Here is a 24,931-nt window from a genome sequence, read left to right as displayed (position 1 = left end):
GAAAGGATACTGTCCATGTCGCGACCACGCGCCAAGATGACCAACACGTTTCCAGGCTGCCCGGTCGAAACGACACTGAGCTTTCTCGACGGCAAATGGAAGGGCGTGATCCTCTATCATCTCCTGACCGGTGGCACGCTGCGCTTCAGCGAATTGCGCCGCAGGCTGCAGGCCGTGACCCAGCGCATGCTGACCAAGCAGTTGCGCGAGCTGGAAGAACAGGGGCTTGTGACGCGCACCGTCTATCCGGTCGTGCCACCGCGCGTCGACTATGCGCTGACACCGCTCGGACAGAGCCTGCGCCCGGTCATCATGGTGCTGGAGCAGTGGGGCACCCGCCATGTCGAATGCCTGGATGGCGAGCGCCGCATGATCGAGCCCGATGCGGTCGCGGAGACGGCCTCAGCCGCGTGACGGCGTCTTTTCAAGCGCAACGGAAATCAGGAAGATGATCAGGCCGAAGGCCGAGAGCACCGCGCCGACATAACCGGTGGCGCCGTAGCCATAGCCGGCCGCGATCACCAGACCACCAAGCCAGGCGCCGAGCGCGTTCGCGATGTTGAAGGCGGAATGATTGGTGGCGGCTGCCAGCGTCTGTGCATCGGCCGCGACATCCATCAGTCGCGTCTGTACGGCCGGGCAGGCGGCAAAGCCGCAGCCGGTGAGAAACACGCAGATGCAGAGCATGATCGGATTGTGTGCGGTCAGCGAGAAGACCGTCATCAGCACAATGTTGAAGGCGAGCATGCCGCCGATCGTGCCCTTCAGCGAATAGTCCGCCATCCGGCTGCCGACGATATTGCCCACATTCATGCCGATGCCGAAAAGAGCGAGCACCACGGCGATCATGCTGGCGGGGAGGCCGGCGGTATCCGTCACGGTCTTCGCGATATAGCTGAAGATCGCAAACATCCCACCGAAGCCGACGGCAGCGACTCCGAAGGACAGCCAGACCTGCAGGCGTCCGAAGGCGGAAAGCTCGCGGCGGATGCTGGCGCCCTCGGCCACTTCGTCCTTCGGCAGATAGAGCGCGATCAACGCAACGGTGATGGCCGCGATCGCAGCGACCAGGAAGAAGGCGGCGCGCCAGCTCATCAGCTGGCCGAGGAAAGTGGCGATCGGCGTGCCGATCAGGGTGGCGATGGTTAAGCCCAGCATGACGCGCCCGACCGCCCGCACTCGGCGATGCGGCGGCGCCATGGAGGCGGCGACCAGGGCCGCCACGCCGAAATAGGCTCCGTGTGGAAGACCGGTGACGAAGCGCAGCAGGGTGAAGGTCGAAAAATCGGTTGCGAGCGCGCTGGCGAAATTGCCGACGGCGAAGAGGCCCATCAGCGTGAGAAGCAGCGTCTTGCGCGGGAGTTTGGCGGCCAGCGCTGCGATGATGGGGGCGCCGATGACGACGCCCAGTGCATAGGCACTGATCACATGGCCGGCCTGGGGGACCGTCACGCCATAGGTCTGCGCGACCTCTGGCAGGAGGCCCATGATGACGAATTCGCCTGTGCCGATTCCGAAGCCCCCGGCGGCGAGTGCGATTTCGATCAGGAGAATGGTGGTCGCGGTCAGCGTATGCGTTTCGCGCCCATCCGATTCGAGTGGGCGAGTCAGTGTCGAACAGTCGGTCATGCAAACACCTTGCGCGCCGACGCGGGAGACGTGGCGCAAATGCCTCTTGGGAAGGCGGCGATGGAAGAAAGGCCCGAAGGCCAGCTGAAATGGGAATTGTTATTTATCATATCAGTGTGCACTGCGGCAAAGGCTTTTGCCCTTGGTCTTGAAAATCGCTCGAATGCTATCGATCTCTGCCGCAAGGAAACTTTTTACAGGGCGGGGCGTTCTGGGCTTCGGCTCGTTTTGGGCCGCGAAAGGGCAAGATGAAAATCAGGGCGGTACTCAATCGCGACGGCGGGACCTTCAAAACCACCGATATGCAAGCCTATTGCGAAAGTGCCAACCGCGCATTCGCGGCAAAGGGCCATGAGCTCGACTGCTCGGTCGTGGCCGGGGACGAGATCGTTGCTGCGCTGGAAAGGGCAGCCGCGGAGCCGGGTGTTGAGGCGATTCTGGCTGGGGGCGGAGACGGGACGATCTCGACGGCCGCGGCGATCGCCTGGAAGGCCAAGCTGCCGCTGGGCGTCATTCCGGCAGGCACGATGAACCTCTTCGCCCGCTCGCTGAAACTGCCGCTCGACATCTGGAAGGTGCTCGATGTGCTGGCTGAAGCGACGGTCGCGGACGTCGATATCGCGACCGCCAATGGCCGCCCCTTCGTACACCAGTTTTCCGCCGGCCTGCATGCCCGCATGGTGCGCATGCGCAACCAGATGAATTTCGCCTCCCGTCTCGGCAAGATGCGGGCGAGCACCAGCGCTGCTTTCGGCGTGATGCTCGATCCGCCTCGCTTCGAAGTCGTTTTCGACATCGACGGCGACGGCAAGAGCAACGAGCGACCGGTCTCGGCGATCTCGGTCTCCAACAATCCGTTGGGCGAGAATTCGCTGTTCTTTGCCGACCGGCTGGATACGGGCAAGCTCGGTGTCTATCTCGCCGATCCGCTGGAGCCGACCGGCGTAGGCAAGCTGGCCTTCGATATCATCAGAGGCAAGTTCAAGGACAACGAAGCCGTGACGGCCTCGACCGCCGAAAAGGTGAGCCTCCACTTCCCACAGCACCGCAAGGGGGCGGCCTGTGTGCTCGACGGCGAGCTGCTGCGCATGCCGGCCGATGTCGAGATCAAGATCCATGCCGGCGAGTTGAAAGTGCTCGTTCCTCCGCCGCTGCCTGAAGCTTGAGGAAGGGCGCCCGGATAAGCCCGGGCGCCGTCGTCTCAGTGGCTGAAGGCCGCCGCGATCAGGTCGCGGGTATAGTCTTCCCGCGGACGTTCGAAGATCTCGTCGGTCGCACCCTGTTCGACGATCTTGCCATTTTTCATGACAATCACATGGTCCGACATCGCCTTGATGACCGAGAGGTCGTGGCTGATGAAGACGTAAGACAGGCCGTGTTTGTCCTGCAGGTCGCGCAAGAGTTCGATCACCTGCCGTTGGACCGAACGGTCGAGCGCCGAGGTCGGCTCGTCCAGAATGACGACCTTCGGCTTGAGGATCATCGAGCGGGCAATCGCGATGCGCTGCCGCTGGCCGCCCGAGAATTCGTGCGGATAGCGATTGCGTGCCGCCGGATCGAGGCCGACTTCCTTCAGTGCGGCTATGGCGCGTGCGTCCCGCTCGGCGCGGCTGAGCTGCGGCTCGTGCACGTAAAGCCCCTCGGTGATGATCTCGCCGACCGTCTGGCGCGGCGAAAGTGAGCCGTAAGGATCCTGGAACACCAGTTGCAGCTGCTTGCGGAAGGGGCGCATGCCGGCCCGGTCGAGCTTCGTGATATCAGCCGTCTCGAAGCGGAAGGCGCCATCGGCTGCCAGCAACTTCAGAAGCGCCCGTCCAAGCGTCGACTTGCCTGAACCGGACTCACCGACGATGCCGATGGTCTGGCCCTGGCGCAGCCGGACGCTGACTTGATCGACCGCGCGGAAGGTGTGGTTCGGACGCAGGAAGCCGCCGCTGCCGATGTCGAAATCGACGGTGACATTGCGGCCTTCCAGAACGACTGGGGCATCGTCTGCCGGCGGCGGCTTGGTGCCGGTCGGTTCGGCGGCGAGCAGCATCTTCGTGTAGTCGTGCTGGGCATTGCCAAAGATCGCGTCGCGGCTCCCCGTTTCGACGATCTCGCCCTTGCGCATGACCGCGACACGGTCGGCCACATGTTTGACCACGCCGAGATCGTGGGTGATCAGCACGATCGCCATGCCGAAGCGCTTCTGCAGGTCGGCGAGAAGGTCGAGGATCTGCGCCTGGATGGTGACATCGAGCGCGGTCGTCGGTTCGTCCGCGATCAGGACGTCGGGCTCGTTGGCCAAGGCCATCGCGATCATCACGCGCTGGCGCTGACCGCCGGACATTTCGTGCGGATAGCTGTCGATGCGCCGCTCGGGATCGGGAATGCCAACGAGCTTCAAGAGTTCGAGCACGCGAGCGCGCGCTTCCGTCTTGCTCATGCCGCGGTGATGGATCAGCGGCTCCGAGATCTGCTTGCCGATCCGGTAGAGCGGATCGAGCGAAGTCATCGGCTCCTGGAAGATCATGGTGATCTTGGCGCCGCGGACCTTGTTGAGCTCGCCGACCGGCAGGCCGACGATGTTGCGGCCGCCATAGACGGCCGTGCCGGTGACGTCGCCGTTCTTGGCGAGCAGGCCCATGATGCCCATCATGGTCTGGCTTTTGCCGGATCCGCTTTCGCCGACGATGGCGAGCGTTTCGCCCTTCTTCACCGAAAAGCTGATGCCCTTGACCGCTTCGACGGTGCCGTCGGGTGTCGCGAATGTCACCTTGAGGTCAGAAACGTCGAGCACGGTTTCGTTGTTTGTCTTGTCATCCATGCTCATCGGTCCTTCGGATCCAGTGCATCCCGCAGGCCGTCGCCCACGAAATTCAGCGAAAACAGTGTCGTCACGAAGAAGATCGCCGGGAAGATCAGCAGCCAGGGTGCGTTCTGCATGCTGGCCGCCCCTTCCGAGATCAGCGTGCCCCAGCTGGCGAGCGGTGCCTGAACACCGAGGCCGAGGAAGGACAGGAAGCTCTCGAGCAGGATGACCTTCGGCACGATGACGGTGACGAAGACGATGACCGGGCCGATCGTGTTCGGGATGATGTGGCGGCGGATGATCTGCCAGTCGGTGAGCCCCAAGGCTTCGGCAGCGCCAACGAACTCGCGGCGCTTGAGCGACAGCGTCTGGCCGCGCACGATGCGGGCCATTTCCAGCCATTCCACCGCCCCGATCACCAGGAAGATCAGGATCACCGAGCGCCCGAAGAAGACCACGAGGACTACGACAAGGAAGACGAAGGGCAGCGAATAGAGGATCTCTACGATACGCATCATCACATTGTCGACGCGGCCACCCAGATAACCCGAGGTCGCACCATAGACGACGCCGATGCCGAGCGAGACCAGGCTGGCTGCGAGACCGACGGCCAGCGAGATCTGCCCGCCGAGCATGACGCGGACGAGCAGATCGCGGCCGTTCGAATCCGTGCCGAAGGGGAAGGTGACCTGATCCACGGTTCCGGACACGGTGACGCTGCGACCGTCCGCCGCCTGTTCCACGACTTCCGAATTCTTGAACTCGTTGTTGCGGTCGAAATAGCGGATGGTGCGCGGATCGATTTCCGAATCCGAGCTGACCACGGCAGTGAAGCGGCCACTCTCAACGGTGAAGCTGTCGAGGGTCACTCTTGCACGCTGGGCAACACTTTCGGCGACCTCCTGAAGGGTCTCAGGGTTGGGCCGCGGCGAGAGGCTTGGCGGCACGCTGACATAAGAGGAGAAGACCTGGTCATAGCTGTGGGCCACGAAGAAGGGGCCGGCGAAGGAAAATAGCGTGATGAAGACCAGGAGCACGCAGCCGGTAATGGCGGCCTTGTTGCGCCTGAAGCGCATCATCGCGAGCTGGGCCAGGCTGCGCCCGGCTATCTCGGGCTGAGGGGAAAGTGTGGTATCAGTCATTGCGAACCCTCGGATCGAGCAGGCCATAGGCGATGTCGACCAACAGGTTGAAGACGATCACGAACACGGCGACGAGGATGACGGTGCCCATGACGAGGGGATAGTCTCGGTTGAGCGCGCCGAGCACGAAGTAGCGACCGACACCGGGGATGGTGAAGATCGTTTCGACCACGGCGGAACCGGTCAGAAGGGCTGCGGCACAGGGCGCGAGATAGGAGACGATCGGCAGCATCGCGCCGCGCATCGCATGCGTGACGACCACGACGCGTGAGGGCAGGCCATAGGCGCGTGCCGTGCGGATGTGGTCGGTATGCAGGGCTTCGATCATCGCGCCGCGGGTGAGGCGGGCAAAGACCGCGAGCTGCGGCAGCGCCAGCGCCGTGACCGGCAGGATGAGATAGCGCAGCGATCCATCACCCCAGCTGCCGGCCGGCAGCCAGTTGAGGATCACGGCAAAGAGCAGCGTCAGCACCGGACCCACGACGAAATTGGGAATGGTCACGCCGACCGTCGCAAAGGACATGACGGCGAAGTCGATCGTGCTGTTTTGCCTGAGTGCTGCGACCGTGCCGAGCAGGACGCCGCCGATCAGGGCCACGAGGATCGCGATGCCGCCGAGCTGGATTGAATAGGGCAGGGCCTTGCCCATCAGCTCCGAGACGGTGTTGTCCTTGTAGATGAAGCTCGGGCCCAGATCGCCGGTGACGGCATTGCCGATATAGCTCAGATACTGGCTGATCAGCGGCTGGTCGAGTTTGTAGGTGGCCATGATATTGGCCATCGTCTGCGGCGGTAGCGGGCGTTCGAGATTGAAGGGGCCGCCGGGCGCAAACCGCATCAGGAAAAATGAAATGGTGACGACGATGAAGATCGTCGGAACGGCGCTCATGAGCCGCCGGAGAACGAAGGATGTCATGTCCTGCTCCTGAAAGGACGACGCGCGGTTTGCCCGTGCGTCGTCCGGTCACGTGACGAGATTATTCAGCGACGCTCAGGAAGCGGCTGAGATGCTCGTTGGCGGCGTTGTCCTGCCAGCCGCTGACGCGGTCGGAGACAAGCCACAGATTGGCCGTGCCCATCAGGGGAGCGATCGGCTGGTCACGCATGAGCATGACTTCGGCGTCATGCAGGATCTTCTTGCGGGCTTCGGCGTCGCCTTCGGTGTAGGACTTGGCCATCAACGCGTCGAATTCCGGGTTGTTGTACTTGCCGTAATTGAACGTGACATTGGTCGAGACGTTGAGCGCGAGGAAGTTCTCGGCATCCGCATAGTCGGCGACCCAGCCGGCGCGGGCGACGTTGAAGGCGCCGCCTTCTTGCAGGTAGGCATAGTGCGAGGCGACGTCGAGATTGGTCATGGTAACATTGGCGCCGAACGTGTTCTTCCACATGTCGGCGATCGCGGTCGCAACGCGCTCATGGTTCGGGTTGGTGTTGTAGCGGATCTCGATGGCGAGCGGCTTGCCGCCTTCACCGTAACCGGCTTCCTTCATCAGTTCGATCGCCTTGTCTTCGCGGTCGAGCTGCGACATTTCGGCGAAATCGGCCTTGGCTGCCTCGTAGCCACCCAGACCATCCGGAACGAACGAATAGGCCGGCAGCTGTGCGCCGGAATAGATCTCCTCGGCCAGGAAGTCGCGATCGACGGCCATGGAAAGGGCTTGGCGGACGCGAACGTCGCTATAGGGCTCCTGGCGCGTATCGAAGACGTAGTAATAGGTCGAGGCAGAGGGCGAAACGCGGACCTGCTCGCCATAGCTTTCCTTCAGGCGATCGATCTGGTCGGCCGAGAAGTTGTAGACGAGGTCCATTTCTTTGGCTTCGAAGCGACGGACCGAGGCGGCCTGGTCGTCGATCGGGTAGAAGACGACCTTGTCGATCTGGGTGTTGGCGGCATCCCAGTGATGTTCGTTCTTGAGCACGACGAGGTTGTCGTTCGGCACGTGGCTTTCGAGCTTGTAGGCGCCGTTCGACACCATCACGCCCGGCTTGACGAAGTCCTTGCCGTTCTTTTCGAGGCTGGCCCTGGAAACCGGAAGGGCGGTCTGGTGGGCGAGCAGTTCGAGGAAGAACGGCGTTGCGCGCTCCAGCGTGATTTCCAGCGTCTTTGCGTCGACAGCCTTCGCGCCAATCTCTTCCAGCTTCGCTTCACCCTTGTTCGCCTTTTCGGCATTCTTGATCGGGTAAAGGATGTTGGCGTATTTGGCAGCGGTTTCCGGGTTCTGGACGCGCTGGATCGAGAAGACGAAGTCTTCAGCCGTTACCGGCGAGCCGTCCGACCAGTTGGCGTTTTCGCGGATCTTGAAGGTGTAGACCGTGCCGTCGTCGGAGACGGTCCAGCTCTCGGCAGCGCCCGGAACGATCTCGCCCTTGGCGTCATAGATGGTCAGGCCTTCGTAGAGATCCTTCAGGATGAAGGCCTCGATGTCGATCGAGGTATTGGCCTGGTCGAGCGTCTGGGGCTCGCCGGAATTGCCGCGATGAAGAACGACTTCGGCCAGTGCCTGGCTCGCGCCGAACATCAGCGAGGTCAGGAGGAGTGAAGTGCCGAGCAAGCGGCGCGTCTGTGTGGACATTGTTTTTGAACTCCCAGTTCACGTTAACGGAAATGGACAGAAGATTATTCAGGTTAAGGTGGCAACCCGCATTTTTTGTAGCCTCCCCAATTTTTAGGTGAAATTTCCAACGCTGCCCTGTGACTTGGATCGAAGATTTCGTGTGGCCGTCATATGGCGAAATAAAATTATCGCGTCATTTCCTGTGTGAAATGCGACAGGGGCGGCTTGGGAGCCGCCCCTGTCGTTTCATCGGTCACTTTCTCAGATCGGAACGGGGATCAGATCCGCGGCAGATAGGTCTGATAATCGAAGCTCGAGACGGTGCGCAGAAAGGCCATCGCCTCCTTGCGCTTGGTGTCGCCATAGATGCGCTGGTACTCGGCGCCGAAGATGTCGGCGATAAAGGCCGATGAGCGGAAACGCTCGACGGCGGTCAGGAAGTCATAGGTCAGCATGTCGGGGTTTTCAGGCGCGCTGTCCGGCGTCGTGACCTGGCCGGGATCGAGGTCTTCCTCAAGGCCAAGCAGGATGCCGCCGAGGATGGCGGCGAGCAGCAGATGCGGATTGGCGTCGGCTCCCGCAACGCGGTGTTCGATGCGGGCGGCAGGGCCGTCCTTGTCCGGAATGCGGATCGCGGTGCCGCGATTGCCGAACCCCCAGTCGATCTTGTCGGGCGCAAACGAGCCGGGCTGGAAGCGGCGATAGGAATTGGCAAAGGGCGCGAAGATCAACTGCGCGTCCTGCATGCTTTTCAGCATGCCGGCGGTGATCGACTTCAGCTTCACCGGATCGCCGCCCTTGGCGTCGAGGATGTTGCGGCCGTCCCTGTCGATGATCGAGGCATGCACATGCAGGCCGGAGCCGGCATGGTCGCCGTAAGGCTTGGCCATGCAGGTGGCCTTGAAGCCGTGGCGGCGGGCGGCGAAATCAACGACGCGCTTCAGATAGATGCAATCGTCGGCGGCCGCCATCGCGTCCGGCTTGTGCAACAGGTTGACCTCGAACTGGCCGGGGCCGAATTCGGCAGTCGTCGCGTCGGCCGGCAGACCCATATGGTCGCAATACTCGCGAACCGTATCTAGGAAGTCCTCCATCGCGGCGGTCGCGCGCATGTCATAGAGCTGGTAGCCCTCGACCTCGCCATTCATGACAAGCGCCTTCGGCGGCATCGGCACGCCCGTGTCGCGGAAATCCGGCTCCATGACATAGAATTCGAGTTCGGTGGCAACAACAGGCGTCAGGCCCTTTTCCTCGAAGCGCTTCATCACATTGGCGAGGATGGCGCGTGGGCAGACGAAGTGTGGCTCGCCGGAGAGCGTGTGCATGGTGGCCAGCACCTGCTTGGAACCGGCGGGCCCCCAGGGCAGCGTGGTCAGTGAGTTCTTGTCCGGTGTACAAATGCCGTCTGGATCGCCCAGCGTCAGCGAGATCTTGGTGATGTCGTCATTGTCGTCGCCCCAGATGTCGAGCGATTGCGTCGAGGCCGGCAGGCGCACCGTGTTCTTCCAGACCTTGTCCTCGGCTTTCAGCGGGATCATCTTGCCGCGCAGGTCGCCATTCATGCCGACGAGCAGCACTTCGATGCGCGCGGAAGGGTCGGCTGCGGTCTGATCGGCGGCCTCGGTCGGTGCTGTCATGGAAAAACTCTCGGTTGGCTAGGGGGCGGATTTGGCCGGAGGAACGCGGCAATCGGTGCCTTGCCAAACGCGTTTTGGACGGTCATGTTCGTAGCCGATAATGTTCCGCCTTTCAATGCGAGGCAAGGCAGCCGCACGGACCATGTTTGGCCGTGAAAGCAAGAGCTTCCGCCCCGATCGAGGATCCGACCCATGAACAAGCCAGTAACCGCCGTCTCCAACCTCGGTGCCATCGACGCTGCCCATCACCTTCATCCCTTCTCGGACATGAAGAAGCTCAATGCAGCCGGTACCAAGATCATCACCCGGGCGGAAGGCGTGCATATCTGGGATTCGACGGGCAAGCAGTATCTCGACGCCTTTGCCGGCCTCTGGTGCGTCAATGTCGGCTATGGCCGCAAGTCGATCGCCGATGTGGTCCACGCCCAGATGCTGGAACTGCCTTATTACAACACCTTCTTCGGCACCACGACGCCGCCGACCACGCTGCTGGCCCAGAAGATCGCCGAAAAGACCGGTCCGAAAATTAACCGCGTTTTCTTCTCCAATTCCGGCTCGGAAGCCTCCGATACCTGGTTCCGCATGGCGCGCGTCTACTGGAAGGCGCTCGGCCATGAAACCAAGACGCAGGTGATTGCCCGCAAGAACGCCTATCACGGCTCGACGGTCGCTGGCGCTTCGCTCGGCGGCATGAAGTGGATGCACGAGCAGGGCAACCTGCCGATCGAGGGTATCCACCACATCAACCAGCCCTACTGGTATGCCGAGGGCGGGGATCTGACACCCGAGGATTTCGGCCTGAAGGTCGCCCGCGAGCTGGAAGAGAAGATCATCGAGCTCGGCGAAGAGAATGTCGCCGCCTTCGTCGCCGAGCCGATCCAGGGGGCCGGCGGCGTCATCGTGCCGCCCTTGACCTACTGGCCGGAGATCAAGCGGATCTGCGCCAAATACCAGATCCTGCTCGTTGCCGACGAAGTCATCTCGGGCTTTGGCCGTCTGGGCTCTTGGTTCGGCCATCAGCATTATGATTTCGAGCCGGACCTCGCCCCGATCGCCAAGGGCCTGTCCTCCGGTTACCTGCCGATCGGCGGTGTACTGGTCTCCGACCGCGTGGCCGAAGTCATGGTCAACGAGCTCGGCGATTTCTACCACGGCTACACCTATTCCGGTCACCCGGTGGCCGCAGCGGCTGCGCTCGAAAACATCCGCATCATCGAGGAGGAAGGCCTGGTTGAGCGCGTGCGCGACGACACCGGCCCCTATCTTGCTCAGGCGCTCGCCTCGCTCACCGACCATGAGCTCGTCGGAGAAGCCGTCAGCGTCGGCCTCATGGGTGCCGTCCAGATCGCCGCCGACAAGGCCACCCGCCGCCGCTTCAAGAAGCCTGACGATACCGGCACCGGAGTGCGCAACAAGTGTGTGAACGCCGGCGTCGTGCTCCGTGCCACCGGCGACCGCATGCTCTTCTCGCCGCCGCTGATCATCTCGCGTTCCGAGATCGACCAGGCGGTCGATACGCTACGATCAGGGCTGGATTGGCTGAAGGACAATCGCGGCGAGGGGTGAGGTTCTTAGGCGACCGCACTGCGGTCGCCGATGTTCACGGCATGAACTGCCCGCCATTCACGTCGATCGTCTGGCCGGTGATATAGCCAGATAGCATCGGCGAGGCTAGGAAGAGGTAGGCGCCAACGCAGTCTTCAGGCGTGCCGGTGCGCTTTAGTGGCACGCTGCCGGCGACCTGGTCGAGCTGGCCGGGCAGGGCATACTTGTCCTGAAAGGGCGTGGTGATGACACCTGGTGCCACCGCGTTGACACGGATGTTGTATTTGCCGAATTCCAGCGCCATGCCCTTGGTGACAGCGGCGACGAAGGCCTTTGATGAGCCGTAGACGCCGGAACCGGCCGTGCCGCCGGTACGGGCGGCAACAGAGGTCGTGTTGATGACGAAACCGCCGCGGATTTTCAGATGCGCGATGGCCGCTTGCGTGGTGGAGAGCACCGAGCGGGCGTTCACATCCATCACCTTGTCATATTGCGCGTCCGTCATGTCCTCATAGAGCACACGGGCGATCATGCTGCCGGCATTGTTGATTACGCCATCGAGCCGCCCGAAGGTTTTCGCCACATGGGCGACCGCCTCGGCCATGGCCTTGGAAGAAGCCGCATCCGCCTTGACGAGAACGACGCTGCCGCCAGCCGCCTCGATATCGCCAGCGATCGCATGGGCGGCTTCCGCATTGGAATTGTAGTGCAAACCGACCAGCGCGCCTTGGGCGGCAAAGGCCCGGGCCAGCGCCTCGCCGATGCCGCTCGACGCTCCCGTGATGAGAACGGCCTTGCCGGCGAGATCGGGGATGGTGAGTTGGGTCATGGCGTTGTCCTCCTGTTGTCGGACAAGTTTAGACCGGCCTTGCACCGTTTTTGCAAGGCCGGTTTTGCCATGTATCACGCAAGTCGCGTCAGGCCGGCTTCCAGTCGAAGGGCAGTGGCGCCTCGCGGAAGGCGAAGCGGTCGAGATGGCTCGACACCACACCTTTCATCCTTTCGAGCACCTCGGGCGAACTCGCTTCGATCTCGACGGTGAGTGCCTGATCATCCGAGGTCACGACGGCTGTCGCCTCGGCGAACTTCACCACGCCCTTCTGTTCGCCGAGTTCGACCTCCAGCTTGTGCGCCCAGTGCTTGCAGAGCTGCTGCAGATACTTCCAGCCGCTATCGGTCGGAACGACCGCGATAGTCTTTGCCATGATCAGAGCCTTTCGATCTTGCCGACCGCCTCGTCGAGAATGCGGGCGACTTCCAGTTGGGTCTCGCGGGTCGTGCCTTCGCGGGACAGACAATCGTGCAGCGCCTGTTTCAGATTGCCCATCGCGCGACGGACGGGAGCGTTGTCCGTGCGTTCGCTCACCTTGGCAAGTGCGGTCAGCCGACCCATCGCGACGGCGACTTCGTCGGCGCGCTCAGTCAGGTGCTGACGACCGGCTTCGGTAATGGTCATCAGCTTGCGTGGTCCGTCGCTCTCGACTTCCTCGGCAAGGCCCATATCGAGAAGCAGTGTCATCGTCGGATAGACGACGCCTGGCGAAGGGGCATAGGCGCCGCCGGACAGGCTCTCGATTTCGCGGATCAGGTCGTAACCGTGTCGTGGCTGGTCTTCGATCAGCTTCAACAGCACGAGCCTGAGCTCGCCGCCCTCGAACATGCGCCGCCGCTCGCCACCGCGCCCCCGTGGCCCACCGCCCATGGGTCCGCCGAACGGCCCGCCATGGCGCATGGCATGCATGACCTCGCGAAAGGCAATGTATGGATTGCCGCGTTCGCCGCGGCTGGAATGACAATGTCTCATGTAACGCTCCAGTTCGATTTCAATTGCATCTAAGATATATCTTATGGTGATCGATGCAAGAGGGCGGTGACATTTTTTGATGGCCTGACTTGGCCATGGCTCCGCAAGCGACGAAGGCCTAATATGCCGATGAGATTCGAGGGGAGCATGCTGATGAGCGAAAAGCGGCACGAATATAGGGTCACAGTCACCTGGCAGGGTAACGCCGGGACAGGCACATCCGGCTACCGCGACTATGGCCGCGACCACCTGATATCGGCTGACGGAAAGCCCGACATCCTCGCCTCTGCCGATCCTGCCTTCCGCGGAGATCCAGCCCGATGGAACCCGGAGGATCTCTTCCTCGCCTCACTCTCGGCCTGTCACAAGCTCTGGTACCTGCATTTCTGCGCCGTCTCTGGCGTGATCGTCGTGGCCTATGAAGACCATGCAGAAGGTGTCATGGAGATGGACGCAAATGGGACGGGCCGCTTCGTCGACGTCCTGCTCAAGCCGCGCGTGAGCATCAAACGCGGCACTTTTCCTGAGATTGCGCTCGAACTGCATGAAGACGCCCACGAAAAATGCTTTATCGCCAATTCCGTGAGTTTTCCCGTGCGCTGTGAGGCGAAGGTGGTGGAGGCTTGATCTAGGGAGCCTTCGGGTCGATCCAAACGAAGGCGTAGCCGAACATGAATGTGTCGCCGTCCCGGCCATAATTGTAGGGAACGGCGACCGTTTGGCCTGTGTAGGAGCGAGGCTCCCCGGCGGCGGCCAGCCATGACCGCGCTGAGTCTGGCATGTCGCTTTCTTTCTGGGCGCGCCACATCACGAGAACGAGGGTCGATTCACGGCGTTCAATGGGACCGGTCAGCGCTCGATATCCGTTGACGACGACTTGAGTATTCGGCTTGAGAAGTCGAAGATTGCCGGCAAGATGGACATCAGACGCAAGAATGACCGTCGGTTCGACCGGCGCATGTCGCGATGCCTCTTGAAGGGCGGCGTCGTAGTTTAGGTTGAGCTTAGTGTAGTCACCGAGCCATCCATGCGCAGGCACTCGAAGCAGCATCACGAGCGGCATCGCAACCAATATGAATTTGGCCAGCGGCCATATGCGGGCCAGCAGCGAAGTCTCTCGCGAGTCCAGTTGATCGAGTTTCGTCGCGAAATAGAGCGCGAGCACCGGAAAGATTGGCGATAGCCAGCGGTCTTTGATGTTTGTGCTGTCCGTGATCAGGATCAGCAGCAGTAGCAAACCGATCGCCGCGAGCATGATTCGACCGAGCAGCAGGCTCCAGCGGTTATCCAGGCCGAGGGTTTCTTGCAGTTTCCGACCATAGAGGATGAGGAAGATCGAAAACGTCAGGCCGGCGAATCCCAGCAACGCTCCGAACAATGATGCCGTCCCCGTGGCGATCTGCAGTAGTTTGCTTGAGGTCCCGGCACCCTCGAGCTTGTTCAGCGTGCCCTGTGTCGCCAGATCCAGATGGTTTAGAAGCCAGAGGGCGTGTGGCAAGATCACGAGGCTGGCGACGAGCGCAGCGATTAGAATACGCAGATCGATCAGTCGTCTTCGAAATTCCGTGTCGAACAGCACCGCCAGAAATGCCGCGGCTGGCAGCAATGCGAAATTGTATTTTGATAAAAAGCCGATTCCGACCGAGAGTCCCAGAACGGCGTAGCTCTTCCACGAAGGCCTATCGAGCGTGCTGACCAGTGCGAAGATGAACAGGGCGGACGCAAACACAGCTGCGACGCTGTGGGTAAGGTCGCGTTGAGATTCGAACACCAATTGCGGAATGGTCAGAATACCAAAGACCGCCACCACCGCCAATTCCTTGGAGCGGACCATGCGCATGGCCGCGAGCCCGAAAAACAGGTAGGTCAGGAAGAGGAACGTGTTCTTAACGAGGGCAAGGGAAAAAACACTCGTCCCTACAACGGTAAGAACAGCAGTTTGCACCCAATTATAAAAGGGAGGTTGTGTGTCGTATCCGAGCGACGGCCATTGGGCATAGAAGATCTGAGCGGATTCATCGAGCTCCAATGAATGTGGAAGCAGCAGTCGTACGCAGATCTGAGCGAGGAAGTAGACGCCCAGGATGCCGAAGACCGAAGCCGGGTTTTGCTTTAGGCGAACCATCATTGGGTGGGAGAAACCTTCTGGAACACCGCCCGCACGATGTAATTCGGCTGCGCATCGTCACGGTAATAGGTCCTGGCGATCATTTCGGCCAGAATTCCTGTCGTGATCAATTGCACGGAGGATAGAAAGAGCATGAAGCCGAGGATGAGCAGGGGCCTGCCGCCAATGTCCTCGCCGAACACCACCTTTTCCACGAACAACCACAAGAGGATGAGGGCGCTGAGGAAGCCGGTGCCGAGGCCGAGCGAGCCGAAGAAGTGTCCGGGCCGCGCCTTGTAGCGCATGAAGAACATGACCGACAGAAGGTCGAGGATCACCCGGAAGGTGCGGGAAATGCCGTATTTCGACGTGCCGTGCTGGCGGGCGTGATGGGTCACTTCCATCTCCCCGATACGCGAGCTGGGCACGACGCTCGCGACCCAGGCGGGGATGAAACGGTGCATCTCACCCATCAGCTTGACCTGCTTGATGACGGAGGTGCGGTAGATCTTCAGGCTGCAGCCGTAGTCGTGCAGTTTCACGCCGGTGATGCGGCCGATCAGGTAGTTGGCGCACCAGGACGGGATCTTGCGCAAGACGAGGCCGTCCTTGCGGTTCTTGCGCCAGCCGACAAGCAGGTCGAGCTCGCGTTCTTCCAGCGCCTTGACCATCGCGGGAATGTCCTTCGGGTCGTTCTGCAGGTCGCCGTCGAGGGTTGCAATCAGGCGTCCGCGTGCCGTATCGATGCCGGCCTGCATGGCGGCCGTTTGGCCGAAATTGCGCTGCAGTTCGACGATCTTGAGGTCTAGACCGGGATTGGCGATATAGCCGCGCGCGGTGAGAAGCGTCCGGTCTGAGCTGCCGTCATCGACAAGCACCAGTTCCCAGCTTGTGGGGAAAGCCGACATCGCCTCCATAATCCGATCGATCAGAGGGCCCACGCTCTCCTCTTCGTTGAATATCGGCACCACAAGTGACAGTTCCGGCGCATCCGCGACTGCAGTGCTCTCCAAGCCCGTTTCGATCATCGCACTCACGCATAAACTCCATGTAGTCCCGGTGGTCCGGGGATACCCTTTCGTGCTAAGGGCGGCCGGAACCATTTGTGGGTGCACGACTATATGAAATCGAATCAGGATGCCAGACGGGACCTGTGGTTCAAGCGTAGCCTCATGTGGCTCGTGACCGCAGCGACACTCGTTGGCTACGTCGTCTTTCTGCAGCTTGCCTTCGGCCTGTGCACGCTAGCCCGGCAAGTCGCGGCGATCGGCGTGTTGCAGTTGATTGTCGCCCTGACGCTGCTCGTCATAACCTATGGGGTGCGCTGCTGGCGCGTCGCCGACTATTTCCCAAGCGAGACCAAAGGCCAGTTCCGCCGACTGCTCAAGCTGACCCTCGTCCACAATCTCCTCAATATCATGTTGCCGCTGCGGTCCGGTGAAGCGAGCTTTCCACTGCTGATGCGTTCGGAATTCGGCATGCCGCTCAGTCGCGCCACGGCCGCCTTGCTGTTCATGCGTCTCCTCGATTTGCACGCGCTTCTCGCCGCATCCGGCATGGGCCTTGTTCTCGGGCAGGGTGCAGCATCTTGGGCCGCTGCTCTCTGGCTCGCTTTCGTGCTTGCGCCGGTGCCTCTCTTTGCGCTCAAGGGCTCGATCCTGCGATTGGCCGGCCGTCTACCGGAACGCCTGCGGGTCTTGGTGCGCGAGGTCGAGCGCGGCCTGCCCGCTGGCCCGGCGGCCTTCTTTCGGGCCTGGGCCGCAACCCTGATCAATTGGTGCGTCAAGGTCGTGGTTCTGGCCTGGGTGCTTCGTCTTATGGATGTCGCGCCGTTTGCGGCAAGCTTCGGCGGCGCGCTCGGTGGTGAACTCTCCTCCGTCCTTCCGGTCCATGCGCCGGGTGGGGTCGGCACCTATCCCGCTGGTATCGTCGCCGGTGCCTTGTCCTTCGGGGCGGAGGCGTCACCCGCCTCTTTGGCGATCATCGGCAAGGCCGCCGTGAATGCGCATTTGCTGATCCTCATCTCTGCCTTTGTCGGCACAGGGATTGCAGTTCTCCTTGTGCCACAGAAGAGACCCTAGTCACGACACTGGCCGCAAGGCCACCGACAGTGTCGCGCGGCCGCATTGCGAAGGGCAGTTCCACTCGATCATTCCCGCAGCGCCGTAATCAGCGCCCTCAGAGCCGGCGGCGATTGGCGGCGGCTGGGGTGGTAGAGGTGTAACCCGGGGAAGGGCACGCACCACGCGTCCAGCACCTGTATCAGCCGACCGTCCGCGATCTCGTCTGCGACTTCCTCCTCCATCATGTAGCCGAGTGCGGCACCAGAGCGAACGGCGGCGGCCATCAGAGCGCCGTCGTTGGCGATGAACTGGCAATTCGGGCGGATGTTGAACTCGCGGCCGTCCTCTTCGAGATCCCAGGGCATGATGGCGCCGGACCTCAAGCGGAAGCCGACACAGACATGATCTTTCAGGTCGGCCGGTTTCTTCGGTGGCGGGTACCGCTTGAAATAGGCAGGCGTGCCGATGATGACGGCTCGGAGCGTCGGTCCGACGGGGATGGCGATCATGTCCTTGTCGACCGACATGTGAAAGCGGATGCCGGCATCGAAACCTTCCGAGACGATATCGCTCAGGCGATCCTCGACATTGACCTCGACCTTGACCTCGGGATGGGCGAGCAGGAAGGCTGGAAGCTTCTGGAGCAGCACGGTTTGCGCGGCATAGGTCGAGGCGGTCAACCGCACCGTGCCGGAGATGCTGTCGCGCCAATGCGCCAGAGAGGCCAGGCCATCTTCAATGCTCGCCAGTGCTGGAAAGACAGTGTCCAGGAGCCGCTCCCCCGCTTCGGTCGGCGCCACGCTGCGGGTCGTGCGGGCAAGAAGCCGGACATCGAGCCGTGCTTCCAGATTGCGCATGGCGTGGCTGAGGGCCGAGGCGGAAATGCCGAGCTTTGCGGCGGCGCGTGTGAAGCTCCGCTCGCGGGCGACCGTGGCGAAGGCGAGTAGATCATTGAGTTCGTTGCGCTCCATTCATGCAAAGTGCTCACAAAGGCATGCGGGACACAAGCGCTAATCCTCGAGGCTCGGATGCTCTATCTCCTTGTGAACGCCAACCAAGGAGCTTCCCCATGAACCTTACAGATTATCGCACGCTGGGCCATTCGGGCCTGATCGTCAGCCCACTGGCGCTGGGAACCATGACCTTCGGCGCCGAGCGCTGGGGTGCCGGGGAAAAGGTCTCGCGAGACCTGTTCGACACCTATGTTGCAGCAGGCGGCAATTTTCTCGACACCGCGGACATCTATTCCGCAGGGCAGAGCGAGGACATGCTGGGTCGCTTCGTTGCCGACAGCGGTCTGCGCGACCGTTTGGTGATCGCGACCAAATCCGGTTTTGCCCGGGGGCAGGGCACGCCGCTCTGGGCCGGCAACGGCGCCAAGAATATTCGCCTCGGCATTGAAGGCTCGTTGACGCGGCTGAAGACCGATTACATCGACATGTATTGGATGCATGTCTGGGACAAGGTCACGCCAGCGGAGGAGGTGCTGGAGACGCTGACCCAGGCCGTGCGCTCCGGCAAGATCCTCCATTACGGCTTCTCGAACACGCCTGCCTGGTATGTGGCGAAGGTGGCGACGCTCGCCGCGGCTCATGGCCTGCCCACCCCGATCGGTTTGCAATACGGGCACTCGCTGATCGAGCGCGGCGTCGAGCTGGAGATCTTGCCGGCTGCAGGAGAGTTCGGAATGGGGCTTGTCCCGTGGAGCCCACTGGCCTTTGGTCTGCTCACCGGCAAATATGATCGTGGCATGCTGGAGCACGCGAACCGACCGACAGAGCTGCCCGACAGTGGTGCGAAGAGCTCTGAGAGCGAAAGCGACGGCCGCCTGAATGGCGACAATCCCTATGGCGGCATGCTGTTCACCGAGCGCAACTTCGATATAGTCGATGTGGTGAAGGACGTGGCAGGAGAAGTCGGCCGGTCCCCGGCGGAGGTGGCGCTCGCCTGGGTCACCGGACGCAAGGGGGTCTCTTCCGTGCTCGTCGGTGCAAGCCGCGTTGAGCAGTTGACGCAGAACATCGCCTCGCTCGACATCACCCTCGACGCGGATCAACTGCGCCGCCTGGACGAAGTCAGTGCGCTACCGCTGCTCAATCCCTACTTCATCTTCAAGATGCCATCGGAGGCCTTGTTCGGCGGTTCGAAAGTGACGGCCTGGCAGGCCTGAATGAAAACGGGCGGCCTGTGGCCGCCCGGATTTCTTCGATTATTGGAATGCTGTCTCGAAGAAGCTTCTGAGCTTGCGCGAATGCAGTGCCTCAGTCGGCATGGCGCCGAGCTTTTCGAGCGCCCGGATACCGATCTGCAAATGCTGGCTGACCTGCGTCTTGTAGAAGGCCGTCGCCATGCCCGGCAGCTTCAGCTCGCCATGCAGCGGTTTGTCGGAGACGCAGAGCAGCGTCCCGTAAGGCACCCGGAAGCGGAAGCCGTTGGCGGCGATCGTCGCCGATTCCATGTCGAGTGCGATGGCGCGCGCCTGGGAGAGGCGTTTCACTGGCCCGCGCTGGTCGCGCAGTTCCCAGTTGCGGTTGTCGATGGTGGCGACCGTGCCCGTGCGCATGATGCGCTTGAGCTCGAAGCCCTCGTAGCCGGTGATTTCCTCGACCGCGTCTTCGAGCGCGAGCTGCACTTCCGACAGCGCCGGGATCGGCACCCAGACGGGCAGGTCGTCGTCGAGCACGTGGTCCTCGCGCATATAGGCGTGTGCGAGCACATAGTCGCCGAGACGCTGGCTGTTGCGCAGGCCGGCGCAGTGGCCGAGCATCAGCCATGCATGCGGGCGCAGCACGGCAATATGGTCGGTGATCGTCTTGGCGTTGGAGGGGCCGACGCCAATATTGACGACGGTAATCCCGCCATGGCCCTTCTTTTTCAGGTGGTAGGCGGGCATCTGCGGCAGGCGTCCGAGCGCCACGCCTTCCGTCGGCTCCGTATGGCCTGCCGGTGTGATGATATTACCGGGCTCGACGAAGGCCGTGTAGTCGCCGCCGCCATCGGCCATCAGCTTGCGCGCATAGGCACAGAATTCATCCACATAGAACTGATAGTTGGTGAACAGCACGAAGTTCTGGAAGTGGGTGGCGCTGGTCGCCGTGTAATGCGACAGCCGCGCCAGTGAGTAGTCGATGCGCTGGGCGGTGAACGGCGCCAGCGGATGCGGCTCGCCGGGCAGCGGCTCGTATTCGCCATTGGCGATCTCGTCGTCGGTCACAGTGAGGTCGGGCGTATCGAAGATGTCGCGCAGCTGCATGTCGACGAGGCCGCCGGCAGAGGCTTCGACATGGGCGCCTTCAGCAAAGGCGAAATGCAGCGGGATCGGCGTCGCCGATTCCGACACGGTGATCGGCACCTGATGATTGCGCATCAGAAGCGCCAGCTGTTCTTTCAGATAGTGGCGGAAGAGCTGCGGCCGGGTGATCGTCGTGGTGTAGATGCCGGGCGATGTCACATGGCCATAGGAGAGACGGCTGTCGATATGGCCGAAGCTCGTGGTCTCGATGCTGACCTGCGGATAATAGGCCCGGTAGCGGCCTTCGATCGGGCCACCCTTGGCGAGCGCCGAAAAGGCCTCGATCAGAAAATTGGTGTTGCGCTCGTAAAGCGCCGTCAGCGCATCGACGGCGGCCTTTGCATCGGTAAAGACCTGCGGCGCGAACGGCTCCGGGCTGATGGAATTCTGGGGTGCTGGGGACAAGATTCGTGTGTTCATGGCGCATTATAGGAGACGAAGTCTGACAAGCAAACGACGTCATGGCTCATGCGTCAAGATTTCTTGTGGCCCGCAAACGGGAGGCGGGCTGCGTACCGGTATCGATCAGAATGTCGGCCGGCAGCTGTTGAGCCCGGTCGGAGCGCAGCTTGCGACCATGCCCGAGGACAGGTGCCGAACACCAGGCTGGTTGTTGACCACGAGCTGGGCGAACATGACGGCGAAAATCGCCATGGTCAGCGAGATGATTGTGAAGCGTCTTGCCAGCGTTCCCATGTCCGTGGTCCTTTCCGATCCGATGGGAGCGTTTTAGCAACGCCGTGCTGAATGAGGCCTGAGGTTCGGGTTCATCTGGCATTCAGAAGGGTTAACCGAAATCCAGCGTCATCCGCCAAAGACCCCTTTCCTCACTGCGGCTTCTGATCATAATGGATACCGATGGGCACCGTCCCGTCTGGCTCTCCTTACCGAATGGCCTCGCCCTTGGTGCACCGTCACCATCCGACCCGCCGTCCGGCAACAGGGTTTTACCCATGACTGAAAAGAACGAAGGCGCCCTCCGGTTCGGGCGCATTGCCGCGACGTTGCCTGTCAAGGATATCGAGCGCGCCGCAGACTTCTATGTCGGCCTGCTCGGATTTCGAAAGGTCTTCGAAAACGGTAGCCCCGTCGGCTTCATAATCCTCGAACGCGACGACGCCGAACTGCATCTCACCCTTCAGAAGAACCACAAGGCGACAGACTTCAACGTCGCACACATGATGGTCGAGAACATCGACCGGCTTCATGACCTCGTGCAGCAACGCGGTTTGAAGGTGGTCAAACGCCTTCAGGACAAAGACTACGGCCTGCGCGCCTTCGTCTTCGAGGATCCCGATGGCAATCGGATCGACGTCGGCCAGCCAATCTGACATTTAAACAAAGAAGGGGCGCCGGTTGCAGCCGGCGCCCCTTCCATTTCAGAAAGCATAGATGGTTCAGAGACGCGTCCAGGTCTGGGTCTTGCAGAGCACGGCCATGACGCAGCCCTTCATCTTCAGCGAATTGCCGGAGACGGAGCCGGCACCCGAATAGGTCTTGTCGGTTTCCGGATCGGTGATCTCGCCCTTGTAGCTGTCGCCGCTGCCGGCCATCTTGCCGATCTGCTTGCCATTGTGCTGACCGCTCTTCAGCGTCACACAGAAGGCGCCGCCGCAGGGCGCGATCTGTGCCGTGGCACCGGACGCGGTCTTCCAGTTGCCTTCGATGGGCTCGGCGGCCTGGGCCGAGAAGGCCGAAAGCGCAAATGCAGCCGCAATGATGATGGAACGCATGGTCTGATCTCTCCTCCCGAGATGATGATCCTCTCCCGCAGCCGATACGGTCCTCTCCGAGCCGGTCAACGGTTAAGAATTATCTTACGCACACGTAAAGGTAAAATGCAATCCGGGGTGAAAACCGAGCGGTGGAAAGCCGTTGAAGACCGCAAATGCTGTGCTTTGCTCGATTGGCTTCGGAAAACGTGGTGAAGAATCGGTTGATTTGTCAGCGTGAAACTTTCGTAAATTTTATCCGGAATTCCTTGGGTTGCAGGGGGTGTGATACTTAACGGAATCCGAAGTTTACGAAGCTTTTGTACTTTGTTTTCAGCAAATTAAGGATGCATTTTAAGCGAGTTTTGAAGACCGTTTGGCATAGTGAGCCCATCAAACGAGCAGGGAAAAACCCCGCCAAACCCGACCGAAGCGAGAATGACCGGACAAAGAGCCGGCGCCGTTCCGGAAGGGCCCGCAAGGGAAAACAGGGACCACTGAGAAACTAGGCAAACAGGGACAAAACCAATGGCACGCTTTGAAATGCACAATTCCGAAAATGCCACGATGGGTGGCGAAACCCGGGCCGACGTCTTCCGCGACATGGGCCTGATGTATGCGACCGGCCGCGGTTGCCCTGTTGACCTGGTGTCGGCACACAAGTGGCTGAACATCGCCGCGATCAAGGGCTGCGACCGCGCCGCCGAGCTTCGCGCCGATCTCGCCCAGACGATGAGCAAGGTTCAGCTCGCCGAGGCGCTTCGTGCCGCCCGCGAATGGATGACCATGCACTGAAGAATTCCCGCCGCGACCGCGGCAGGACAATCTAAAAGAATAACCCGAGTGGGGAACGTGGCGGGGACCTTTGGACGGGGCCAGGGCCAACACTTTTCAAGACCGCGACCGGCAGGAACAAGGCCGGCGCGGTCTTTTTCATTGCGCGGGCGTCAGAGCAGGCTCGCGAGAACCTTTGGCAGGGCCTCTTCGAACAGGTCGAGATCTTCAGGCAGGCCTGCCGAAACCCGGATGCAGCGGTTGAGCGGCGCGACACCCGGCATGCGGATGAAGACGCCGTGTTCCATCAGTCCATCGACGATGGCCCGGGCGAAGACCCCGTCGCGGCCGGTGTCGATTGCGACGAAATTGGTCGCCGAGGGCAGGGGCGTCAGGCCATTGGAGGTAGCGATCGCCGAGATCCGGTCACGTGCCGCCTTGATCCGCCCGACGACATCCGAGAGATAGGTCTGGTCGGCGAGGGCTGCGAGCGCTGCTTCCGTCGACAGGCGGGGCATGCCGAAATGGTTGCGGATCTTGTCGAACGCCGAGACTGTGCCGGGCGTACCGATGCCATAGCCGACACGGGCACCGGCCAGTCCATAGGCCTTGGAGAAAGTCCGGGTGCGGATGACATTCGGCAGATCGATCAATGCGTTGGCAGCCGGGGTGGAGCCTTCCGGCGCCGTTTCGCTATAGGCTTCGTCGAGAATGAGCAACGTGGTCGAGGGCAGGGCGCGAGCAAAGGCGACAATGCTCTCCGCATCCCACCAGCTGCCCATCGGGTTGTCGGGATTGGCGAAATAGACGAGCGGCGCATCTTCCTGCTTCACCAGCGACAGTAGCGCATCGAGGTCTTCCCGGTCGTCGCGGTAAGGGGCCGTGACCAGCTGCCCGCCGAACCCGTTCACATGGAAATTGAAGGTCGGATAGGCCCCAAGCGACGTCACCACCGGCATTCCGGGCTCGATGACCAGCCGCACGATAAGTCCCAGCAGGTCGTCGATGCCTTCGCCGATCACGAAGTTCTCGGGTTTCAAACCGAGATGGGTGGCAAGCGCCACCTTCAGCGCATGGTTTTCCGGATCGTTGTATTTCCAGATTTCGCCTGATTTCTCCGCGATCGCCGTCAGCACAGACGGGGCCGGGCCGAAGCCGCTTTCATTGGCCCCGATACGGGCGCGCACCGCAAGGCCACGTTGTCTTTCTATGGCTTCGGGACCGACGAAGGGAACGGTGGCGGGAAGAGAGGCGGAAAGGGGCGTGAAGCGGGAAAAGGCGGTCATGGGCAAGCGGATTCCAGCGGATCGAGTTCGATCTGCTCACATTATGATACCGCGCCACAGGCGCAAGGCCGGATCCGCCTGGATCGGACCTGCGCAGATAGACCCGCACTCAGCGGCCGAGCCGCGCCCCATTGCCGTTCTGGAAGGGCTTGACCGGCGCGTTGACAGTTTCGCCGAGCATGAAGTCTGTGCGGACGATCCGGTGCAGCATGTGCTCAGAAATCGGGGCGATGAACTTGACTCCGACGCGGTTGCCGTTGCGATAGGCCTCGGCGCATCCGATCCGATCGGCGAGTCCGACGATCTGCAGATAATAATGAGAGGAAAGGCCGATGGCGGTCGTCAGTTCGATCGCAGCACCCCCTTGGGAAATATCGACCACTTCGCAACTGCGGATCGTGATCCCGGTGAGGCCTGCCCGCACCGACATGACCTTGGCTGGCCGGCGGATATAAAAGCGCTCCCATTTGCGCTCGTACATTTCCGATCGAACTCCAGCCAGATGCGTCGCATTTTCCATCGCCATGACCGGCTCTCCCAACTCGTCTGCCCTGCACTTTGGAGGTGAATATTTGCATTAGCATCAAC

At 61.5% G+C, this 24,931-nt stretch carries 25 protein-coding genes; 8 read left to right on the top strand and 17 right to left on the bottom strand.

Annotated elements, in window-relative coordinates; translation table 11 throughout:
• The first annotated feature begins 15 nt into the window (after positions 1-15).
• On the top strand, positions 16-414 hold the full coding sequence (locus E9677_RS14895; protein WP_136558842.1) for a winged helix-turn-helix transcriptional regulator: 399 nt from the start codon (positions 16-18) through the stop codon (positions 412-414).
• On the opposite strand, the gene E9677_RS14890 is transcribed toward E9677_RS14895, so the two are convergent.
• The gene (locus tag E9677_RS14890) at positions 403-1,629 is read right to left on the bottom strand and encodes an MFS transporter (RefSeq protein ID WP_136558841.1); all 1,227 of its coding nucleotides are present in this window, start codon (positions 1,627-1,629) and stop codon (positions 403-405) included. The genes E9677_RS14895 and E9677_RS14890 overlap by 12 nt on opposite strands.
• Before the next feature lie 248 nt (positions 1,630-1,877).
• On the opposite strand from E9677_RS14890, the gene E9677_RS14885 reads away from it, so the two are divergent.
• Positions 1,878-2,795: a diacylglycerol/lipid kinase family protein gene (locus E9677_RS14885; RefSeq protein WP_136558840.1), complete on the top strand. Its 918-nt coding sequence runs from the start codon at positions 1,878-1,880 to the stop codon at positions 2,793-2,795.
• A 35-nt stretch (positions 2,796-2,830) separates the two neighbouring features.
• On the opposite strand, the gene E9677_RS14880 is transcribed toward E9677_RS14885, so the two are convergent.
• The 5 genes from E9677_RS14880 to E9677_RS14860 form a co-directional block, all read right to left on the bottom strand.
• Positions 2,831-4,438 carry an ABC transporter ATP-binding protein gene (locus E9677_RS14880; RefSeq protein ID WP_136558839.1) on the bottom strand — a complete coding sequence of 536 codons (1,608 nt, stop codon included), beginning with the start codon at positions 4,436-4,438 and terminating at the stop codon, positions 2,831-2,833.
• Between the two features lie 2 nt (positions 4,439-4,440).
• Complete coding sequence (locus E9677_RS14875; protein ID WP_136558838.1) at positions 4,441-5,565, bottom strand: ABC transporter permease; 1,125 nt, start codon at positions 5,563-5,565, stop codon at positions 4,441-4,443.
• Positions 5,558-6,481 (bottom strand): oligopeptide ABC transporter permease OppB, encoded by a 924-nt coding sequence (gene oppB, locus E9677_RS14870; protein ID WP_136558837.1) that lies wholly within the window; start codon positions 6,479-6,481, stop codon positions 5,558-5,560. Before oppB ends, E9677_RS14875 begins: the two co-directional genes overlap by 8 nt.
• A gap of 61 nt (positions 6,482-6,542) precedes the next feature.
• Positions 6,543-8,141, bottom strand: coding sequence for a peptide ABC transporter substrate-binding protein (locus E9677_RS14865; protein WP_136558836.1), 1,599 nt, complete (start codon positions 8,139-8,141; stop codon positions 6,543-6,545).
• A 260-nt stretch (positions 8,142-8,401) separates the two neighbouring features.
• Positions 8,402-9,760 carry a glutamine synthetase family protein gene (locus tag E9677_RS14860; RefSeq protein ID WP_136558835.1) on the bottom strand — a complete coding sequence of 453 codons (1,359 nt, stop codon included), beginning with the start codon at positions 9,758-9,760 and terminating at the stop codon, positions 8,402-8,404.
• Positions 9,761-9,952: 192 nt separating this feature from the next.
• Here E9677_RS14860 and E9677_RS14855 point away from each other — a divergent pair, with 192 nt between their 5' ends.
• Positions 9,953-11,326, top strand: a complete 1,374-nt coding sequence (locus tag E9677_RS14855; RefSeq protein WP_136558834.1) for an aspartate aminotransferase family protein — start codon at positions 9,953-9,955, stop codon at positions 11,324-11,326.
• 34 nt (positions 11,327-11,360) lie between these two features.
• On the opposite strand, the gene E9677_RS14850 is transcribed toward E9677_RS14855, so the two are convergent.
• The 3 genes from E9677_RS14850 to E9677_RS14840 all read right to left on the bottom strand — a co-directional run bounded on the left by E9677_RS14850 (position 11,361) and on the right by E9677_RS14840 (position 13,109).
• Positions 11,361-12,134: an SDR family NAD(P)-dependent oxidoreductase gene (locus E9677_RS14850; RefSeq protein ID WP_136558833.1), complete on the bottom strand. Its 774-nt coding sequence runs from the start codon at positions 12,132-12,134 to the stop codon at positions 11,361-11,363.
• 88 nt (positions 12,135-12,222) lie between these two features.
• A complete protein-coding gene (locus E9677_RS14845) occupies positions 12,223-12,510 on the bottom strand; it encodes a DUF2218 domain-containing protein (protein ID WP_136558832.1) in 288 nt (95 codons plus the stop codon).
• Between the two features lie 2 nt (positions 12,511-12,512).
• On the bottom strand, positions 12,513-13,109 hold the full coding sequence (locus E9677_RS14840; protein ID WP_136558831.1) for a PadR family transcriptional regulator: 597 nt from the start codon (positions 13,107-13,109) through the stop codon (positions 12,513-12,515).
• A gap of 153 nt (positions 13,110-13,262) precedes the next feature.
• Between E9677_RS14840 and E9677_RS14835 the strand changes: the two genes are divergently transcribed.
• On the top strand, positions 13,263-13,736 hold the full coding sequence (locus tag E9677_RS14835) for an OsmC family protein (protein WP_136558830.1): 474 nt from the start codon (positions 13,263-13,265) through the stop codon (positions 13,734-13,736).
• Between the two features lies 1 nt (position 13,737).
• Here the strand turns inward: E9677_RS14835 and E9677_RS14830 are convergent, their stop codons facing one another.
• Both E9677_RS14830 and E9677_RS14825 read right to left on the bottom strand, forming a co-directional pair.
• Entirely contained in the window at positions 13,738-15,237 is a 1,500-nt protein-coding gene (locus E9677_RS14830) for an ArnT family glycosyltransferase (RefSeq protein ID WP_136558829.1), read from the bottom strand.
• Complete coding sequence (locus E9677_RS14825; RefSeq protein ID WP_136559071.1) at positions 15,234-16,244, bottom strand: glycosyltransferase family 2 protein; 1,011 nt, start codon at positions 16,242-16,244, stop codon at positions 15,234-15,236. Before E9677_RS14825 ends, E9677_RS14830 begins: the two co-directional genes overlap by 4 nt.
• Positions 16,245-16,337: 93 nt before the next feature.
• On the opposite strand from E9677_RS14825, the gene E9677_RS14820 reads away from it, so the two are divergent.
• Positions 16,338-17,297, top strand: coding sequence for a lysylphosphatidylglycerol synthase domain-containing protein (locus E9677_RS14820; protein WP_136558828.1), 960 nt, complete (start codon positions 16,338-16,340; stop codon positions 17,295-17,297).
• A gap of 68 nt (positions 17,298-17,365) precedes the next feature.
• On the opposite strand, the gene E9677_RS14815 is transcribed toward E9677_RS14820, so the two are convergent.
• Entirely contained in the window at positions 17,366-18,250 is an 885-nt protein-coding gene (locus E9677_RS14815; protein WP_136558827.1) for a LysR family transcriptional regulator, read from the bottom strand.
• Positions 18,251-18,348: 98 nt separating this feature from the next.
• Between E9677_RS14815 and E9677_RS14810 the strand changes: the two genes are divergently transcribed.
• On the top strand, positions 18,349-19,449 hold the full coding sequence (locus tag E9677_RS14810) for an aldo/keto reductase (RefSeq protein ID WP_136558826.1): 1,101 nt from the start codon (positions 18,349-18,351) through the stop codon (positions 19,447-19,449).
• A gap of 39 nt (positions 19,450-19,488) precedes the next feature.
• On the opposite strand, the gene E9677_RS14805 is transcribed toward E9677_RS14810, so the two are convergent.
• On the bottom strand, positions 19,489-20,991 hold the full coding sequence (locus E9677_RS14805; RefSeq protein WP_136558825.1) for an AMP nucleosidase: 1,503 nt from the start codon (positions 20,989-20,991) through the stop codon (positions 19,489-19,491).
• Between the two features lie 105 nt (positions 20,992-21,096).
• On the bottom strand, positions 21,097-21,267 hold the full coding sequence (locus tag E9677_RS25210; protein WP_168801215.1) for a hypothetical protein: 171 nt from the start codon (positions 21,265-21,267) through the stop codon (positions 21,097-21,099).
• Positions 21,268-21,524: 257 nt separating this feature from the next.
• On the opposite strand from E9677_RS25210, the gene E9677_RS14800 reads away from it, so the two are divergent.
• A complete protein-coding gene (locus E9677_RS14800; protein ID WP_136558824.1) occupies positions 21,525-21,902 on the top strand; it encodes a glyoxalase superfamily protein in 378 nt (125 codons plus the stop codon).
• A gap of 66 nt (positions 21,903-21,968) precedes the next feature.
• On the opposite strand, the gene E9677_RS14795 is transcribed toward E9677_RS14800, so the two are convergent.
• Positions 21,969-22,304: a DUF2147 domain-containing protein gene (locus E9677_RS14795; protein WP_136558823.1), complete on the bottom strand. Its 336-nt coding sequence runs from the start codon at positions 22,302-22,304 to the stop codon at positions 21,969-21,971.
• Between the two features lie 507 nt (positions 22,305-22,811).
• On the opposite strand from E9677_RS14795, the gene E9677_RS14790 reads away from it, so the two are divergent.
• On the top strand, positions 22,812-23,078 hold the full coding sequence (locus tag E9677_RS14790; RefSeq protein ID WP_113461547.1) for an SEL1-like repeat protein: 267 nt from the start codon (positions 22,812-22,814) through the stop codon (positions 23,076-23,078).
• Between the two features lie 152 nt (positions 23,079-23,230).
• On the opposite strand, the gene E9677_RS14785 is transcribed toward E9677_RS14790, so the two are convergent.
• Both E9677_RS14785 and E9677_RS14780 read right to left on the bottom strand, forming a co-directional pair.
• The gene (locus E9677_RS14785; protein ID WP_136558822.1) at positions 23,231-24,343 is read right to left on the bottom strand and encodes a pyridoxal phosphate-dependent aminotransferase; all 1,113 of its coding nucleotides are present in this window, start codon (positions 24,341-24,343) and stop codon (positions 23,231-23,233) included.
• 109 nt (positions 24,344-24,452) lie between these two features.
• Positions 24,453-24,869 carry a PilZ domain-containing protein gene (locus E9677_RS14780; RefSeq protein ID WP_136558821.1) on the bottom strand — a complete coding sequence of 139 codons (417 nt, stop codon included), beginning with the start codon at positions 24,867-24,869 and terminating at the stop codon, positions 24,453-24,455.
• Positions 24,870-24,931 lie beyond the last annotated feature (62 nt).

This window comes from Peteryoungia rhizophila, from assembly GCF_004912145.1.
GTDB lineage: Bacteria > Pseudomonadota > Alphaproteobacteria > Rhizobiales > Rhizobiaceae > Allorhizobium > Allorhizobium rhizophilum.
This window is presented reverse-complemented; position numbering and strand designations above follow the sequence as displayed.